At 33.9% G+C, this 18206-nt stretch carries 15 protein-coding genes and 1 other annotated feature; of the genes, 10 read left to right on the top strand and 5 right to left on the bottom strand.

The features are described 5' to 3' along the window. Nucleotides 1-8 precede the first annotated feature (8 nt). Complete coding sequence (recX, locus tag ACPWSR_RS17555) at nt 9-647, top strand: recombination regulator RecX (protein WP_426349518.1); 639 nt, start codon at nt 9-11, stop codon at nt 645-647. Nucleotides 648-1005: 358 nt separating this feature from the next. Further along, a complete protein-coding gene (locus ACPWSR_RS17550) occupies nt 1006-1836 on the top strand; it encodes a transglutaminase-like domain-containing protein (RefSeq protein WP_426349517.1) in 831 nt (276 codons plus the stop codon). Between the two features lie 33 nt (nt 1837-1869). Here the strand turns inward: ACPWSR_RS17550 and ACPWSR_RS17545 are convergent, their stop codons facing one another. After that, on the bottom strand, nt 1870-2226 hold the full coding sequence (locus ACPWSR_RS17545; RefSeq protein ID WP_426349516.1) for a tetratricopeptide repeat protein: 357 nt from the start codon (nt 2224-2226) through the stop codon (nt 1870-1872). 161 nt (nt 2227-2387) lie between these two features. Between ACPWSR_RS17545 and ACPWSR_RS17540 the strand changes: the two genes are divergently transcribed. Together ACPWSR_RS17540 and ACPWSR_RS17535 are read left to right on the top strand one after the other, a co-directional pair. Continuing rightward, nucleotides 2388-6659 carry an acyl-CoA dehydratase activase-related protein gene (locus ACPWSR_RS17540; protein ID WP_426349515.1) on the top strand — a complete coding sequence of 1424 codons (4272 nt, stop codon included), beginning with the start codon at nt 2388-2390 and terminating at the stop codon, nt 6657-6659. A gap of 64 nt (nt 6660-6723) precedes the next feature. Then, nucleotides 6724-6930, top strand: a binding site (T-box leader). A 41-nt stretch (nt 6931-6971) separates the two neighbouring features. Then, the gene (locus ACPWSR_RS17535) at nt 6972-9614 is read left to right on the top strand and encodes a valine--tRNA ligase (protein ID WP_426349514.1); all 2643 of its coding nucleotides are present in this window, start codon (nt 6972-6974) and stop codon (nt 9612-9614) included. A gap of 48 nt (nt 9615-9662) precedes the next feature. Here ACPWSR_RS17535 and ACPWSR_RS17530 read toward each other — a convergent pair whose 3' ends face one another. Further along, nucleotides 9663-9899, bottom strand: coding sequence for a TIGR03905 family TSCPD domain-containing protein (locus ACPWSR_RS17530; protein ID WP_426349513.1), 237 nt, complete (start codon nt 9897-9899; stop codon nt 9663-9665). Nucleotides 9900-10053: 154 nt separating this feature from the next. Here ACPWSR_RS17530 and ACPWSR_RS17525 point away from each other — a divergent pair, with 154 nt between their 5' ends. Next, entirely contained in the window at nt 10054-10938 is an 885-nt protein-coding gene (locus ACPWSR_RS17525) for a YncE family protein (protein ID WP_426349512.1), read from the top strand. On the opposite strand, the gene ACPWSR_RS17520 is transcribed toward ACPWSR_RS17525, so the two are convergent. Next, complete coding sequence (locus ACPWSR_RS17520; RefSeq protein WP_426349511.1) at nt 10935-11459, bottom strand: DUF4364 family protein; 525 nt, start codon at nt 11457-11459, stop codon at nt 10935-10937. The genes ACPWSR_RS17525 and ACPWSR_RS17520 overlap by 4 nt on opposite strands. A gap of 165 nt (nt 11460-11624) precedes the next feature. Here ACPWSR_RS17520 and ACPWSR_RS17515 point away from each other — a divergent pair, with 165 nt between their 5' ends. From ACPWSR_RS17515 to ACPWSR_RS17500, 4 genes are all read left to right on the top strand, one after another. Beyond that, complete coding sequence (locus ACPWSR_RS17515; RefSeq protein ID WP_426349510.1) at nt 11625-12725, top strand: GTP-binding protein; 1101 nt, start codon at nt 11625-11627, stop codon at nt 12723-12725. Nucleotides 12726-12786: 61 nt separating this feature from the next. Continuing rightward, on the top strand, nt 12787-13728 hold the full coding sequence (locus ACPWSR_RS17510) for a GTP-binding protein (RefSeq protein ID WP_426349509.1): 942 nt from the start codon (nt 12787-12789) through the stop codon (nt 13726-13728). Nucleotides 13729-13845: 117 nt separating this feature from the next. Continuing rightward, the gene (locus ACPWSR_RS17505; protein WP_426349508.1) at nt 13846-14613 is read left to right on the top strand and encodes a polysaccharide deacetylase family protein; all 768 of its coding nucleotides are present in this window, start codon (nt 13846-13848) and stop codon (nt 14611-14613) included. Between the two features lie 150 nt (nt 14614-14763). Next, nucleotides 14764-15420, top strand: a complete 657-nt coding sequence (locus tag ACPWSR_RS17500) for a single-stranded DNA-binding protein (RefSeq protein WP_426349507.1) — start codon at nt 14764-14766, stop codon at nt 15418-15420. Between the two features lie 29 nt (nt 15421-15449). Here ACPWSR_RS17500 and dapD read toward each other — a convergent pair whose 3' ends face one another. After that, a complete protein-coding gene (gene dapD, locus ACPWSR_RS17495) occupies nt 15450-16160 on the bottom strand; it encodes a 2,3,4,5-tetrahydropyridine-2,6-dicarboxylate N-acetyltransferase (protein WP_426349506.1) in 711 nt (236 codons plus the stop codon). Between the two features lie 123 nt (nt 16161-16283). Between dapD and ACPWSR_RS17490 the strand changes: the two genes are divergently transcribed. After that, a complete protein-coding gene (locus ACPWSR_RS17490) occupies nt 16284-17417 on the top strand; it encodes a pyridoxal phosphate-dependent aminotransferase (protein ID WP_426349505.1) in 1134 nt (377 codons plus the stop codon). Nucleotides 17418-17447: 30 nt separating this feature from the next. Here the strand turns inward: ACPWSR_RS17490 and dapB are convergent, their stop codons facing one another. Beyond that, nucleotides 17448-18206 (bottom strand): 4-hydroxy-tetrahydrodipicolinate reductase, encoded by a 759-nt coding sequence (gene dapB, locus ACPWSR_RS17485; RefSeq protein ID WP_426349504.1) that lies wholly within the window; start codon nt 18204-18206, stop codon nt 17448-17450.

Here is an 18206-nt window from a genome sequence, read left to right as displayed (position 1 = left end):
GGATTTTAGTGGAAGGAATTATTACAAAATTAGAAGTACAAAAGAAAAATAAGAACAGAATTAATATTTATATAGACGATGAATATAAATTTGCCTGTGATGAAGAAATAGTATATAGATATAAGCTAACTAAAGGTAAAAAGGTTGATGTTAAGGAGATTGAAGACATTGCTGAAGAGGATAATTTTATTAAAGGAAAGAATTATGCCTTTAGGATAATAGAAAAAAGTTATAAAACAAAAAGTCAGGTTATAGATAAGCTTATAAGTAGAGGCTATGATGAAAAAATCATTAATAAGATCATGAGGCTTATGGAAGAGTATAACCTAATTGATGATAAGGTTTATGTAAAAGCATATATAAAGGATAACTTATCAAAGCAGGGGAAGATGAAGCTTTTATATAATTTGAAAAGTAAAGGGATTAAAGAAGAAATCATACAGAGTGAGCTGAAAAATATTGATGATAATTCACTGGAGGAGGCTGCATATAATTTGGCTGAAAAAAAATATCAGCAGCTTATAAAGAGAGAAACAGATGCCTTTAAGATTACCCAAAAGCTATCTACATTTTTACTTTCAAGAGGGTATGGCTATGACATGATAAAAAAGGTTAGCAGAAGGCTGTTGGAGCAGCAGGAGGATTAATGTTATTGATATGAGGTTTAATTATGTATCTATTATACTTTTAGCTATATTTATTCTTCCAGTTATCTGGGGAGTTATCTATAAATATGATGTAAGATATAGTAAGAGTGAGATAAGAGGAGTGGAAGGTAGCATAGCTTTTTTGCTAGCTTTAATTATATCAAATCATATAATTAAAAAATATATATTAAGTAGTGGGAGCTTGTTATATAATTATTTATCAAAAGATATATTCACACTTATTTCACAAAAGTTTTATATAATTTATTTTGTAATTCTACCAATTCTGTTTTTTATATTTCAGAGAATAATAATGTTTATTTTTGATCTTATAAACAATATTACCTTTTATCCTATTATGAATTTTATTAATAGGATAACTATAAATAAAAGTAATGGTATAAAAGCTTTTGTAGGAGCTTTATTCCAGCTCCCAAGAGCAATAAGCAATATAATTATAGCAGTGTTTATATTAAATTTAATAACTCAGATAAATTTACCTTATAACCTTAATGAAGAAATACAGGACTCAAAGGTTTATGTAGCTATAACAGAAAGGGTTGTTAGACCTGCTACTAATTCAAGCCTGGCACAAGCTCTTCCAGATATTATAGATGATTCCTTTAAGATTCAGATAAGGGATGGAAGTACTGTTACTCCTTGGGAAGATATAAAGTCTCTGAAGGATATTACCTTTAATAATAAACAGATAGTTTATTATAATGGTGTTACTTTAGAGGAGGCAATCAAAAGTGACGAGAATATTGATTATACTGCTGTTAGTCTAACTGAAGGTCTAGATAGTGATAGAAGTAAGGCAAGAACTCTCTATACCTATGTGGGCAGTAATATTCAGTATGATGATGCGAAAGCAGAAAGGATATTAAGCAATGATTTCTCTACTGGTTCAGGGGCTATTGAAGCTTTCAGAAGTAAAAAAGGAATCTGCTTTGACTATGCATCGTTATACGTTGCTATGTGTATAGCTGCAGGACTGGAGGTTAGGATGATTACAGGAGAAGGCTATAATGGAGTTGCCTGGATAAGCCATGCTTGGAATGAGGTATATTTAGAGGATGAGGATAGATGGATTCAGGTGGATACAACCTTTTATAAGGGAGCAAATTATTTTAATAGTGATAGATTTAATCTAGATCATCGCAATGAGCAAGTAATCGGTCAGTGGTAAAATATATTAATATATAAAAAAATAAGCATCTCATTAGGGATGCTTACATATATTTTTTAGAATAAGCTTAATGGCTTTTTCACATTCTTTATCTTCGTTATCCATGGCCCAGCTGGTGTTAAAGTACTGTAATGCTTTTTTGTTATTTTTTGTCATGGCATAGCAGTAAGCCAAATTAAAATAATACTTACTCTCTTTTTTTATTTTTAGAGCCTTATTAATCAATTCAATTGCTGGTTCATATTGACATAGCTTAATAAAGCACACAGCAGAATTGTAATAGGCACTGGCTTCATTATCTTTATTATCAATTGCCATTTGGTATAAGGATATAGCTTTTTTATAATCTTTAGTTTTATAGCATTCATTAGCAGCATTGAAATAATCCATAACGCACTCCTTTGTACTTATTATTCTTACATATATATTCATATATAATTTACTTATTCTTTATAATAGTTGACATTAATATCAATAATATACAGAGTTTGAAATATTAATTTTAATCAGTATTTGAAAATGTTTACTTGTTACATTTGGGAGGTAACAAAATGGCTGAAAAGTATTATATTGGTCTAGATGTAGGCTCTACCACTGTTAAGCTGGTATTGTTAGATGAAAAAAATAATATAATTTTTAAGAGTTATCAAAGACATTATTCAGACATAAAGAGCACAATAATTAAGCTTATTTTTGAGATTTCGGGGATATTAAAGAGAAGTGTTATTAATATAACTGTAACGGGCTCAGGAGGTTTGTCTGTGTCAAAATGGCTGAATATTCCCTTTGTTCAGGAAGTTATAGCTTCAACTAATGCGGTAGAGAAGCTAATACCAGAAACAGAGGTTGCTTTAGAGCTTGGGGGAGAGGATGCTAAGATAACTTTTTTTGATAAAACTATTGAACAGCGAATGAATGGAACCTGTGCTGGCGGTACAGGAGCTTTTATAGATCAGATGGCAGCACTGCTTCAGACTGATGCAGAGGGACTTAATCATATAGCTAAAGGGTATAAGGTTATATATCCCATAGCCTCTCGCTGTGGAGTTTTTGCAAAAACTGATATACAGCCTTTATTGAATGAGGGAGCCAGAAAGGAGGATATTGCCGCTTCTATTTTCCAGGCAGTGGTTAATCAAACTATCAGTGGACTAGCTTGTGGACATCCTATAAAAGGTAAAGTGGCTTTTCTAGGTGGACCATTAAATTTTTTATCTGAACTTAGAAGAAGATTTATTGAAACCTTAAAGCTCACAGATGACAAAATAATATTTCCGGAGAATGGGGAGTTTTTTGTGGCTTTAGGGGCAGCTTTTTCCTCCATTGAAGCTCAGGGAGTTCCTTTTAGCCTTTTAATGGTAAGCTGTCAAAAGATGAAAACAGCGCAGGAACTTGAGATTAACACACTGGAATCATTGTTTAAAGACGAGGAGGAATATATCTCCTTTAATAAAAGACATAGGAGGAACACAGCGGCCTATAGAGAGCTTACTACCTTTAGAGGTAGCTGTTATTTAGGAATTGATGCAGGTTCAACTACAACTAAGGTTGTGCTCATAGATGAGGATTACAATATCTTATATAAATATTATGGTAGCAACAGGGGAAATCCTTTAGAACAAACAATTGACGCCTTAAAGGATATGTATAAGAGTCTGCCTAAGGAAGCAAATATCGTTGGATCCACAATCACTGGCTATGGTGAGGGCCTGATAAAGGCTGCTTTAAAAATTGATTTAGGGGAAATAGAAACTATAGCTCACTATAAGGCAGCAAAGCATTTCCTTCCTGGAGTAGAGTTTATTTTAGATATTGGCGGACAGGATATGAAATGCTTGAAAATTAAAGAAGAGGTCATTGATAGCATCTTATTAAATGAAGCCTGCTCTTCAGGCTGTGGTTCCTTTATTGAAAGCTTTGCAAACTCTTTAAACTATTCAGTTCAGGATTTTGCTAAGGAAGCGTTATTTGCTGAAGCGCCGGTGGATTTAGGTTCAAGATGCACTGTGTTTATGAATTCAAAGGTGAAGCAGGCTCAGAAGGAAGGGGCAACGGTTGGGGATATTTCAGCTGGGTTATGCTATTCAGTAATAAAAAATGCATTATATAAGGTTATTAAAGTTAGAAATGAAGAAGAGATAGGGGACAAAATAATAGTACAGGGTGGAACCTTTTATAACGACGCAGTACTGAGAAGCTTTGAAAAGCTTCTGGGAAAAAATGTTGTTAGACCAGATATAGCCGGGCTTATGGGAGCTTTTGGAGCAGCTATAATCTCAAAGGAACGTTGTAATTCTAATGATTCTACTGAACTACTTAGTGAAAAAGAGCTTCTAAGCTTTACCTTTGATACCGAAATGAAAAGATGCTCTCTTTGTAATAACCATTGCTTATTAACTATTAATCATTTCAATAATGAAGAGGATTATATCACAGGAAACAGATGTGAGAGGCCAACAGGAAAGCTAATACATAAAGAAGGAATTCCTAATCTTTATGATTACAAATATAAGAGGCTTTTCTCCTATAAGCCTTTAAAGGTGGAAGAGGCTTTTAGAGGAATAATAGGTATACCTAGGGTTCTTAATATGTATGAAAATTATCCTTTTTGGTTTACCTTTTTTACTGAGTTAAGATTTAGGGTTAAATTATCATCACCTTCTAATAAGAATATATATGAGCTTGGAATAGAGACAATTCCTTCTGAATCTGCCTGTTATCCAGCTAAGCTCAGTCATGGTCATATCATTGACCTTATTAATAAAGGGGTAAAAAGAATATTCTATCCCTGTATCACTGTTGAAAAAAAGGAGGATAAAGGAGCAAATAATTCTTACAATTGTCCGATTGTTACCTCCTATCCAGAGGTAATTAAGAATAATGTGGAAGATATCTATGACCATAGTGTTGAGTTTATCAATCCATTTATTTCTTTAAACAATAAAGATAAATTTATTGATATTATATATGAGTCCTTTAAGAGGTTAAACATAAGTAAGGATGAAATATTTAGAGCTTTAAATAAGGCCATAGAAGAGGATAATGCCTTTAAGCAGGATATTAGAGATAAAGGTGAAGAGGTTCTTGAATATTTAAAAAGAGAAAATAAAAAAGGTATTGTTTTATGTGGAAGACCTTATCACATTGACCCAGAAATAAATCATGGTCTTCCAAACATAGTTACCAGTTATGATATGGCAGTACTTACTGAGGACTCCATTGCTCACCTGGGGGAACTTAATAGGCCACTAAGAGTAGTAGACCAGTGGATGTACCATACAAGGCTGTATAATGCTGCAGAGTATGTATCTAGAAATGATAATTTAGAGCTGATACAGCTTAACTCCTTCGGCTGTGGTCTAGATGCTGTAACCTCTGATCAGGTTCAGGAGATACTAAATTCAAAAAATAAGATTTTTACTTTAATAAAGATTGATGAGGTAAATAATCTTGGTGCTGTTAGAATAAGAATTCGCTCATTAAAGGCTGCTCTTTTAGATAGAGGAGATAATTATAAAACGGCTGAAGAAAGCAGCTACGAATATAGAAAGCTCCCCTTTACTAGGACAATGGCAAAAAGACATACTATTTTAGCACCACAGATGTCACCTATACACTTCGAGCTTCTAGAGGAGGCTTTTAATTCATCAGGGTATAACCTGAGGGTATTAGTTGATAGGGATAAAAGTATCATAGAAGAAGGCTTAAGGTATGTAAATAATGATGCCTGCTATCCTTCAATAATTGTAATTGGCCAGCTTATTCATGCTTTAAAATCAGGAAGGTATGATTTAAATAATACTTCAGTAATGATTACTCAAACTGGTGGAGGCTGTAGAGCAACAAATTATATAGGATTTTTAAAGAAAGCCTTAAGAGAAGCCGGTTTCGGTAATATACCGATTATATCTCTTAATACCATAGGCTATGAGAAGCAAAAGGGCTTCAGATTTTCTCTGCCATTAATTAATCGTGCAGTTATGGCTATACTTTATGGAGACCTGTTTATGAGAGTTTTATATAAAGTTAGACCTTATGAAGAGGTTCATGGCTCTTCAGATAAGCTTTATAGGATATGGGCGGAAAGAGCAAAGAGAAATATACAAAAGGGAGATTTTAAAGCCTTCAGGAAAAATACCAGAGCTATCATAGAGGAGTTCGATAATTTAGAAATTGTGGATAAGAGAAAGCCAAGGATTGGGGTAGTTGGAGAGATATTAGTTAAATATCATCCTTTAGCTAACAATGATATAGTAAGGATAATAGAAGCTGAGGGAGGAGAGGCGGTAGTTCCTGACCTTATAGATTTCTTTCTCTACTGTGCCTATAATGGAGTGTATAACTATGAGAAATTATATAATACTAAGAATAGTTATTTTGGATCAAATACTATTATCAAGGTACTAAAGCTATACAGAAGTTCTATAGAGGAATGCTTAAAAGAAAGCAAGAGATTTAGTCACCCTATAGCGATAGATAAAATGGCAGGAAAGGCATCGAGAGTTTTATCAATAGGAAACCAAACTGGTGAGGGTTGGTTTTTAACTGCTGAGATGATGGAGCTTTTAGATGAGGGAATAAACAATATATTATGTCTCCAGCCTTTTGCCTGCTTACCTAATCATGTTACAGGTAAGGGAATGATAAAAACCTTGAGGAATATATACCCTTATGCAAATATAACTCCTGTTGATTATGATCCAGGGGCCAGTGAGGTAAATCAATTGAACAGAATAAAGCTGATGATGGCAACGGCCTTCAAGAATATAGAAGGAGAAAAAATAAAGGTAGAAGAAGAGGCAGCAGTGGCAGGAAAATTATAAAAAAGTATACAGCTATTATTGACATTAATACATTTTACTATATAATTAAATTAATAATTTATATTTAATAGCTATGAAAAAGAGGAGTAAGGATTAAAGATAATCAGAGATTAGGGTTCTTGGCTGAAAAACCTTATTTATCGGACTTCCTGAAGGTAGCTTTAGAGCTTCTTTACTGAATTTAGTAAGTAAAGACGGCAGCCATGCCGTTACTTTATGAGAGCCCATGTTTGTGGGAAAAAAGGTGGTACCGCGAGTCTTCGTCCTTTTGGATGAAGGCTCTTTTTATTTACAAAAATAGGAGGAAGAGCTATGGAAGAGAAGAAAAGTATTGCAACCACTTATAATCCAAAGGAATTTGAAAATAGAATATATAAAAATTGGGAGGATAAAAGATATTTTACCCCTAAGGTGGATAAAAATAAAAAGCCTTATACAATAGTAATGCCACCTCCAAATATTACAGGACAGCTTCATTTAGGTCATGCGTTGGATAACACCCTACAGGATATCCTTATTAGATTTAAAAGAATGCAGGGTTATTCTGCTCTTTGGCTTCCAGGAGAGGACCATGCAAGCATTGCAACGGAGGTTAGAGTAGAAAAGGAATTATTGAAGCAGGGCATTGACAAGAAGGAAATAGGAAGAGAAGCCTTTCTAGAAAAGGTATGGGAATGGTCAGATACTTATAGAGATAGAATAAGAACTCAGCTTAAAAAGCTAGGTGTATCTGCAGACTTTTCCAGAGAGGCCTTTACCATGGATGAAAATCTAAATAAAGCTGTTAGACATGTTTTTGTTAAGCTTTATGAAGACGGACTAATATATCAGGGAAAGAGAATAACCAATTGGTGTCCTAAATGTCAAACGGCTATATCAGATGCAGAAATTGAGTATGAAGAGATGCAGGGAAGCTTTTGGCATATTAAGTATCCTGTTGTTGGTAGTGAGGAGTTTATAGAAATAGCTACCACTAGACCTGAAACTATGCTGGGTGATACAGCAGTTGCTGTTAATCCAAAGGATGAAAGATATGCAAGTCTCGTTGGCAAAAAGCTGCTCCTCCCACTGGTTAATAGAGAGATACCAATAATAGCTGATGATTATGTGGATATTGAATTTGGAACTGGTGCTGTAAAGATAACACCAGCTCATGATCCAAATGATTACCAGGTAGGTAAGAGGCATAACCTTCCAGAAGTTAAGATTATGAATGATAAAGGCTTTATTAATGAGCAAGGAGGAAGGTATCAAGGTCTTGAAAGATATGAAGCGAGAAAAGCTATCGTAAAAGACCTAGAGGAAGCTGGGCTCCTTGTTAAGATAAAACCTCATAGTCATAATGTAGGAGTACATGATAGGTGCAGCACAGTTATTGAGCCTATGATTTCTAAGCAGTGGTATGTAAAGATGGAAACTCTAGCTGAGCCGGCAATTGAAGCTGTTAAAACCAAAAAGACTAAGCTCATACCTGAGAGGTTTGAGAAAACTTATTTTAACTGGATGGAAAATATTCAGGACTGGTGTATTTCAAGACAGCTGTGGTGGGGACATAGAATACCAGTATGGTATTGTGAAGACTGTCAGGAAATAATAGTAGCTGAAAATGAACCTAGCCATTGTGATAAATGCGGCTGTGATAAGCTAGTACAGGACAAAGATGTTTTAGATACCTGGTTCAGCTCAGCTCTATGGCCTTTCTCTACTTTAGGCTGGCCTGATAAAACAGAGGATCTGAAGTATTTCTATCCAACAAGCACACTGGTTACTGGATATGATATTATATTTTTCTGGGTTGCAAGAATGATTTTCTCAGGTCTTTATAATATGGGAGAAGTACCCTTTGAAAATGTTCTTTTCCATGGAATTGTTCGAGATGATCAAGGAAGAAAGATGTCAAAATCCTTAGGTAATGGAGTAGACCCTCTTGAGGTAATAGATAATTATGGTGCAGATGCCTTAAGATTTATGTTAGTAACAGGAAATGCTCCTGGTAATGATATTAGGTTCTATCCTGAAAGAGTAGAAGCAGCTAGAAACTTTGCTAATAAGATTTGGAATGCTTCAAGATTCGTTATGATGAATCTAGATAGAGAACTGATGAAGGAAAATATAAATAATAAGGATTATTCCTTAGCTGATAGATGGATACTATCTAGAGCAAATACATTAATTAAGGAAGTAACAGATAATCTTGATAAGTTTGAAATAGGTATAGCCCTTCAAAAGGTCTATGATTTTATTTGGACAGAGTTCTGCGATTGGTATATAGAGCTTGTTAAGCCAGTATTATATGGTGAAAATAAAGAGGATAAGGGAAGAGTATTTAATGTTTTATATCAGGTTCTTTCCAGTGCTCTTAAGCTACTTCATCCTGTTATGCCTTTTATAACAGAAGAAATATATACTCATTTAACAGAAGAAGAAAGTATTTCCATAGCTAACTGGCCAAAGGCAGATTCTGCTGCTATTGATAAGGTTATAGAGGAAGAAATGGCTATAGTGATCGAAGGTATAAAGGCTGTACGAAATGTTAGGGCAGAAATAAATGTACCCCCTTCTAAAAAGGCTAAATTAATGATATATCCTTCTAAGGGAGCTGAAGCTGCTTTAGAAAAAGGTAAAGACTATATTAAGCAGCTAGCCTCTGCCAGTGAGGTTGTATTCTTAGATAATAAAGAAAATCTTTCAAAAAATCTTGTTTCTGCTGTTTCCACTGGAGGGGAATTCTTCATGCCGCTTCTAGAGCTTATCGATAAGGATAAGGAAATAGAAAGGCTAAATAAGGAAAAGGAAAAGCTGCAGAGCGAGATACTTAGGGTTTCTAAGAAGCTGTCAAATGAAAAGTTTGTGGCTAAGGCTCCAGAAGCAGTAGTAAATGAAGAAAAGGAAAAAGGAAAGAAATACGAAGAGATGCTAAAGGCAGTATTAAGCAGAATAGAGAGCTTAAATTAATATACAAAAAAACCAGCGTAAGCTGGTTTTTTTCTTTAGTAAATATAATTATTTCATGGACTCTAAAGCGAGGGCTAATTGGTCAGGGCATGAAGTGTTTTTGGTGCCGCATTTTATTCCCTTTAATCTTTTAATTGCTTCCTGAACCTTCATTCCCTTTACCAGCTGTGAAATCCCAATGAGATTGCCAGGGCAGCCAGCTTTAAACTCCACCTCTTTTATTGTATCCCTCTCTAGCTCTATGTATATTTCTTTTGAGCAAACTCCGTTAGTATAGTATATCATTACATAATCACCCCTTTGTTATTATATAACAGATAAATTATTTAGAATATATACAATATAAAATAAAGAAAGTTATTTAAAATAATATAGAATAGAGCAAATATTACAGAAGTGCATATATTATTTATAGGCAGTAATCGCTATTGGAGGGTTGATGGATAAGCTATACATTTGTAATACAGGTTCTGATTATATAACTGAATTAAATCTCAATAGCTATAAAGAAAGCAAAATAAATTTCACTTCTTATAATGAAAAGATTGGTCCTTATAGTTTGGATTGTTATGGGGATTTTCTTGTAATTATAAACAAATATAATTCTTCCTTAGTAAAGGTTCACAAAAGTAACCATCAGTATAGAGAATATTATGATATAGGGGCACAGCCTAATGATATTAAGGTTTATGGAGATAAAGCTTATATTCTATGTGGTGAGGGAAATTCTTTAGTTATTTTTGATCTTAAAAATAACAGGATAGAGGAATGTATTTATTCTGGAGTATATCCTCATCGTATTGATATTTGTACTGAAAAAGGCTTAGGGATAATTACAAACATGCTTGGTAATAATATATTACTTATTAATTGTAATGATAATTCTATAATTAGAGAAATTAAAGTGAAACACTATCCCACTAAGGCAATATTCATTGATAAGGGCGAAAATGTATTAGTTTGTGAAAGCTATATGGGTGCAGATAGACCTGGAATTATTAAAAAGATAAGCTTGAATACTGGTATGATTCTACAGGAGTTATACACGGGTAATTATCCAGCTGATATAGTGTGGGATAGTAGTGAAGATGAGGCTTATGTTGCAAATTTTAATGATGGCAGCATCAGCATTGTTGATGTAGGTAATATGAGGGAGAAGGAACGGATATTTATAAAAGGTACTCCCATGGCTATCCTTAAAAATAATAAAGAGCTGTATATAGGTGACAGCCACAGCAACTCACTTTTACTATATAGTTTATATAATAAAAAAACAAAAATCATACCCTTAGGGAAGGAGCCTAATGGTATGATGCTTAATTAATCAATTAAGGTTTTAAGAATTTTATTATATAGTTCTGATGAGTTATTATTCCATTTGTTGCAAATATCCTGAGCTTGCTTTTTTGTAGCTACAGAAAGCTTTAAATCTATAATGATATAGCTGCCCTCCATGGCTTTAAGTTCTACTAAAAAAGTATTATCCTCTGTTATTGTATAGTCACCATGGATAGTTCTTTCTTTTTTTATCTGTGCTATGTGATTTTTTAGATACTCATCTATTATATTTATTTTGAAAGGAGATATTCTCTGGTTAAATAAATTTAATACTCTAGAGCCTTTATCAGATATTAATAATAAAGGTTTGTTATCTTGATTTTTTTCCAGAATAAACTTGGAGGAAATTAGTTCAGTTAAATATTGTTGAAAAACAAAGTAGTTCATCAAGTTATTTTCTAATACTATTTCCGATAGCTGAGTATTTGATATAGGATAATTAACTTTTTCTATTATATATAAAACAATAAGCTTATTTTCTGCGAGTTCTACTGTGCTCTCGAGCATGAGTTTTTCCTCCACACTGAAAGATTTCTTTTATTATAACACAAAAAGTATCCTCTAAGATGCTTTTTGTGTTATTATTTTCTTCATTATATATTCTTTAAATTGGATTAAGATTTGATATAATGAATGATATAAATTATTGAATATTTATAGGAGAGTGATCTTATGACAAAAGTTACAGTTATATCAGGCTTTCTTGGAGCAGGTAAAACAACTCTGATTAAAAAGCTGTTAGAAGAAGCCTTTAAAGGTGAAAAAGTAGTTTTAATTGAAAATGAATTTGGGGAAATTGGAATAGATGGCGGCTTTATGAAGGAAGCTGGGGTTATGGTATCAGAGATGAACAGCGGCTGTATATGCTGCACTCTGGTAGGAGATTTTAGTGAGGCTTTAGGCCAGGTATTAAGTACTTATGCCCCAGATAGGGTTATTATAGAGCCTTCAGGAGTAGGAAAGCTATCTGATGTTATTAGAGCTGTAAAGGGTGTGAGCCATGATATGCCTTTAGAGCTCACATCATCAGTAACTGTTGTTGATGGTATGAAGTGTAAAATGTATAGTAAAAACTTCGGTGAGTTTTATAATAATCAAGTGGAAAATGCAGCGACTATAGTTATGAGCAGAACTCAAAATATGACAGAAGAAAAGCTAAAGGAGTCTGTTCATCTTCTTAGAAGTAAAAATAGCAAGGCTTCCATAATTACTACCCCATGGGAAGACTTGAGAGGAGAACAAATTTTAGCTGCTATGGAGCAGGGGAAAACTTTAGCCCAGGAGCTCATGGAAGAGTATCTGAAGGAAGAGCATCATGATCACTGTGACGGAGATTGCGGATGTGAACATCATGAGCATCATAGTCATGGAGAAGAGGGAGAGTGCTGCTGTCACCATGAGCAACATGATCACCACCATAACCATTGCCATGATGAGGGTGAAAAGTGCTGTTGTCATCATCATGGACATCATAAGCATCATCATCACCATCATGCAGACGAGGTGTTTTCTGATTGGGGAGTAGAGACCTTTGAAAAATATAGTAAAGAAGAGCTAGAGACTATATTAAACGCCTTGGCTAATACATCTTCTTATGGAAATGTATTAAGGAGTAAAGGTATGGTTCAAGGAAAAGATAAGGGCTGGTTTTACTTTGACTTGGTTCCTAATGAATATGAAATTAGAGAAGGAAGCCCAGATGTTACAGGGAGAATCTGTGTAATTGGTACAGAGCTCCACAAGGATAAAATAGCTCAGCTTTTTCATATATAGTAAAAGTCTGTAGCTATTATTAGCAGACATAAGTGGAAATTATTTTGAAGGAAGTGGTTAAATGAATATTCCAGTATTTTTATTTACTGGTTTCTTAGAAAGTGGAAAAACAACATTTATCGTTGATACCCTAAGGGATGAGGAGTTTACATCAAAAGGAAAAACTCTAGTGGTTCATTGTGAGGATGGAGAGATAGAATATCCAATTAAAGAATTAAAGGCTAAGAATATATCCCTGGTGTCTGTAGAAAGTGAAGAAGAGCTTACAGAAGAGTTCTTAGAGAAGCTAAATAAAAAATATCAACCAAAGCAGGTTATCATCGAACATAATGGGATGTGGGATGTAAATAGATTTTTAGCCTTGGCTCTTCCTGAGAGCTGGGCTATAGCACAGATACTTACAACAATTGACGCATCCACATTTTCTATGTATGTTAATAATATGAGATCCTTACTTATGCAGCAGGTGGCCTATTCTGATTTAATAGTTATTAACCGTTGTACTAAGGATATGGATCAATTGGTATTTAGAAGAAATATTAAAGCAATAAATAGAAAAGCACAGCTTATATATGAGACTGTGGATGGAGTTATAATGGATCACCAGCAGGAGGTTCTTCCATACAATATTAATTCTTCTGAGATTACTATAGTAGATGAGGATTTTGGCATATTTTACCTTGATATAACAGAACACCCAGAAAAGTATCAAGGGAAAATAGTAAAATTTAGAGGAACTGTGTATAAAGAAAGAGATGTTTCTAAAAATAGCTTTGTAGCAGGTAGGCTAGCAATGACTTGCTGTGCCGATGATATATCCTACATAGGCCTAGTTTGCAAATATACCCTGGCAGAGAATTTAAAATCTCAAGATTCGGTGTATATTAGTGCTAGAGTCAATATTGGAGTTAGTTCCTTATATAAGGGAGAAGGCCCTATATTAAGAGTGCTATCTGCAGAAGAAGCAGAAAAACCAGAGGATGACATAGTTTATTTCAACTAATAAATGAGTAAATTCTTAACAATCAAATAGAGTACAATTACAGACCTGAAAAGCATATAAAAAATTGTTATAGAATATATATCAATATAGCAATTTATTAAAGGAAGAGTAGGATAGATGGATGATAAGTTATTTAATAAGATAATTACAGCCTTGATTTTAATACTTTTTACTTGCTTAGGGTCTGTGCTTTTTTTAGGAAGAGGCGGTAGGACTTTTTCCTTTGCGGGAGAGAGGAAGCTGCCTATTTATTCAGTAGAGAAGCAAGGCAATGAGGTAGCTTTAACCTTTGATATAAACTGGGCTGAGACAGATTATATTTATGAAATCCTTGATATATTAAAGGAAAAAAAGGTTAAGGCTACCTTCTTTATTATGGGGGGCTGGGTAGAAACCAGTGAAGAAAATGTTGAAAAGCTTAAAAGGATATATGCTGAAGGGCATGAAGTAGGGAATCATAGCTATATGCATCCTGATATGACCAAGGTATCTAGGGATAAAATTATAAAAGAGATAGAGATGACCGATGCAGTTATAAGAAAATACCTTGGAATAGAAACCAATTTATTTAGATTTCCCAGTGGAGCATATAATGATCTATCCATGAAAGTTATTGAAGAAGTGGGGAAATATTCCATACAGTGGGATTCTGATAGCGTTGATTGGAAGGAGCAAGGGGCAGAAATAGAGTATCTAAGGATTATGAACAAAGTGAAACCAGGCTCCATAATGCTTTTTCATAATGATGCAAGATATACGCCGGGTAATTTAATAAGGATTATTGATGATTTAAATAATAAGGGTTATCAATTTGTTATTATTTCTCAATTAATATACAAGGAAAATTATTATATTGATAATGATGGAAGACAATTTATCAAATAATTCTGTTGAATTTTTAACAGGGTGTGTATTATAATGAGTATATATACAAAGATTCAAATATTTCAAACATTATGGTATAGGGGTAATATTTTAATTATTTTAAACATATTTTATTTTAAAGATTAAAAAACCAAGGGAGAGAGGGTTAGGATGGACAATTTGATGTTAAACAACAAGATTTATTTGGAGGGAACTGTAGTATCTAATTTATCCTTTAGTCATGAAATGTATGGTGAGGGATTTTACAACTTTGAGCTGGAAGTAATGAGGCTTAGTGATACCAAGGATATTTTAAATATTACTGTATCAGAAAGAATCATTACCGATATGGAGTTATCCATTGGTAAAGATATAATTGTTGAAGGACAATTAAGATCTTATAATAAATTCATGGATGGAGCAAATAAACTGATACTTACAGTGTTTGCAAGGAATATAGAGCCTTGCTTAGCAAGAAGCAAAAATCCTAATGAGATTTTTCTTGATGGATTTATATGTAAAGAGCCAGTATATAGGACAACCCCTTTTGGAAGGGAAATAGCTGATGTGCTCTTAGCTGTTAATAGAGCTTACAATAAATCAGATTATATACCTACTATAGCTTGGGGAAGAAATTCTAGATTTTGTCAGAATCTAGGCGTTGGAGATAACATAAGAGTTTGGGGAAGACTTCAAAGTAGAGAATATCAAAAGAAGGTTTCCGAAACAGAAGTAATTAAAAAAGTGGCTTATGAGGTTTCTATTTCTAAGATGGAGAGGGTTGGAAAAGAATCTCAAGATATCGAAGAAGAAATTAGTGTTGGTTAAAAAAAAGGTGCGATATTCGCACCTTTTAACTATTTCCTTAAATCATCCAATAGCTTAGTTTTGTCTTTGGTCTTTTCGTCTACTGTTTTAATAATTTTAGCAGGAGTACCTGCAACTACTACACCAGCCGGAACATCTTCCACAACCACTGATCCAGCAGCTACCACAGATCCTTTACCTATATGTACTCCTTCAAGAATAACAGCATTTGCTCCTATTAAAACTTCGTCCTCGATAATACAAGGTTCTTTGCTAGGTGGTTCTAAAACCCCTGCAACAACTGCGCCGGCGCCAAGATGTACCTTCTTTCCGATTTTTCCTCTAGCGCCTACCACTGCGTTCATGTCAATCATGGCACCTTCGCCTATTTCTGCACCAATATTTATAACAGCACCCATCATGATCACTGCGCTTTTTCCAATTGTTACCTTATCTCTGATAATAGCGCCCGGCTCTATGCGTGCATCTATATCTCTAAGATCCATAAGTGGGATAGCTGAGTTCCTTCTGTCGTTTTCTACTCTAAAGTTTCTTATGGTAGTCTGGTTTTTAAGAATAACCTCACTGATAAGATTACTTTCTCCAAAAAGTATATAAAAACCATCATTTCCGAACCATTCTAATTCTCCTAAGGTGTTTTTATCAATATTTCCATTGATATAAACCTTAACTGGGGTGGTTTTTTTAGCTTCTTTTATAAATCTTGCTATCTCATAAGGATCTGTTAAGTTGTAACTCATATAATCACCCTTTCCAACTAATTTTAAGACTAATCTTACTGCAATAATGATATTATAATAAATAAAGTGGTTTATTTAAAGTATTATTACAATTATAATTATTAAATAAAGGAGGGGATGATAATGAATAGAAATTTGCAAGGAATAGAAATATCAGGAATTAGAAAGATTTTTAATAAGCTGCAGGAGGTTCCTGATGCTATATCCTTAACCTTAGGACAACCAGATTTTAAGGTGCCAGACAGGATAAAAAGGGCAATGGTTGATGCTATTAATAATGATAATACCATATATACCGCTAACGCAGGTATTTATGAGCTAAGGAAGGAAATATGCAGCTATCTTGAAGGTTATAATATAAATTATGAGCCAGAAGAGGTATGCATAACCGTTGGTGGCAGTGAAGGGTTATACTCTGTATTGTCAGCTCTGATTAATCCTGGAGATAGATTGATAATCCCAGATCCTGCTTACCCAGCCTACAAAAGTATAGGAACTATACTAGGGGCAGAAATAGATGAATATAAACTTCAAGAGGATTTTTCTTTGAATTTTGAGGACTTAAAGCTGAAAATTAAGAAAGGAAGTAATAATATTCTTGTATTATCCTTTCCTTCAAATCCTACAGGAGCAATTCTCAGCTTAGAAGATAGAAAAAAGCTTCAAGAGCTGATAAAAGAAAATGAAATACTGGTTATTACCGATGAAATATATTCTGCTTTATGCTATTCAGAATATTATTCTGTTGCTGAGTGCCAGGATATAAAAGAGAAAATAATATATGTCAGCGGATTTTCTAAAATGTTTTCTATGACGGGCTTGCGAGTCGGTTATGTTTGTGCTCCAAAGGAAATTCTCCGTGAGATTATGAAGGTTCATCAATACAATGTATCCTGCGCTACTTCTATTTCTCAGTATGCTGCCTTAGAGGGCTTACGCAGTTCTATGGGTGATGTTAATTATATGAAAGAGACTTTTCGAGAAAGAAGAGATTTTGTGTATTATAAACTATTAAAGCTAGGATTTCAATGTAATTTACCACAGGGAGCATTTTATATATTTCCTTCAATTAAAGGCTTTAATATAAAGAGTGAAGATTTTTGTGATGACCTACTATATAAAGGGAAGGTTGCCTGCGTTCCTGGAACGGCTTTTGGAGCTAGAGGAGAAGGCTTTATAAGAATATCCTATAGCTATTCTAAGGAAGAGCTTCAGGAGGCTTTATTTAGAATAGAAAAATGGATAGATAAAAAATAAAATAAAAAAGACTAGAAATCTAGTCTTTTTTTATAACTTAAGGTTTACAACATCATTCATATCATACAAGCCTGCTGGTTTATCAATAATAAAACTACAAGCTTTAAGAGCGCCATATGCAAAGACGTCTCTTGACATAGCTTTATGAGTGATTTCTATAATTTCTCCCTTAGATGCGAATATTACTTCATGATCCCCTACGATACTCCCACCTCTAATGGCGTGAATTCCTATATCTTTATTGTCTCTCTTTTTATTTCCGTTTCTACCTAATACTAGGTGAGTTTCTTCCTTTAATGAGCTTCTGATTGAATCTGCTAATAGAAGAGCGGTTCCGCTGGGGGAATCTACCTTTTCGTTGTGGTGCTTTTCTATAATCTCTATATCAAAATCTCCATATAAGATTGGTGCTAATGCATTTAAAAGCTGAGACATAACATTTACTCCTAAGCTCATGTTTGCTGAGCGAAAAACAGGAATAACTTCCGCTGCTTCTTTGATTTTATCAAGCTGTTCCTCTGTATAACCAGTAGTGCATAAAATAATAGGCTTTTTATTTTTTATGGAAAAGCTTAATAGTTCATATAGAGAATCTGGTCTGGAAAAATCCAAAAGAACATCATAGTCTATATTTACATCTTTTACGGAAGAAAATACAGGATAATCATTATCCTCGGAAATATTTCTATCAATACCTGCTGCTATATTTATATCTGGGTTATCTTTTGCGAGTCTTGTTACTGTTTTACCCATTTTACCCATGCAGCCATTTAGAAGTATATTTGTCAT

The organism is Alloiococcus sp. CFN-8 (genome assembly GCF_049943125.1).
Lineage (GTDB): Bacteria > Bacillota > Clostridia > Clostridiales > Clostridiaceae > JAEXZL01.
This window is presented reverse-complemented; position numbering and strand designations above follow the sequence as displayed.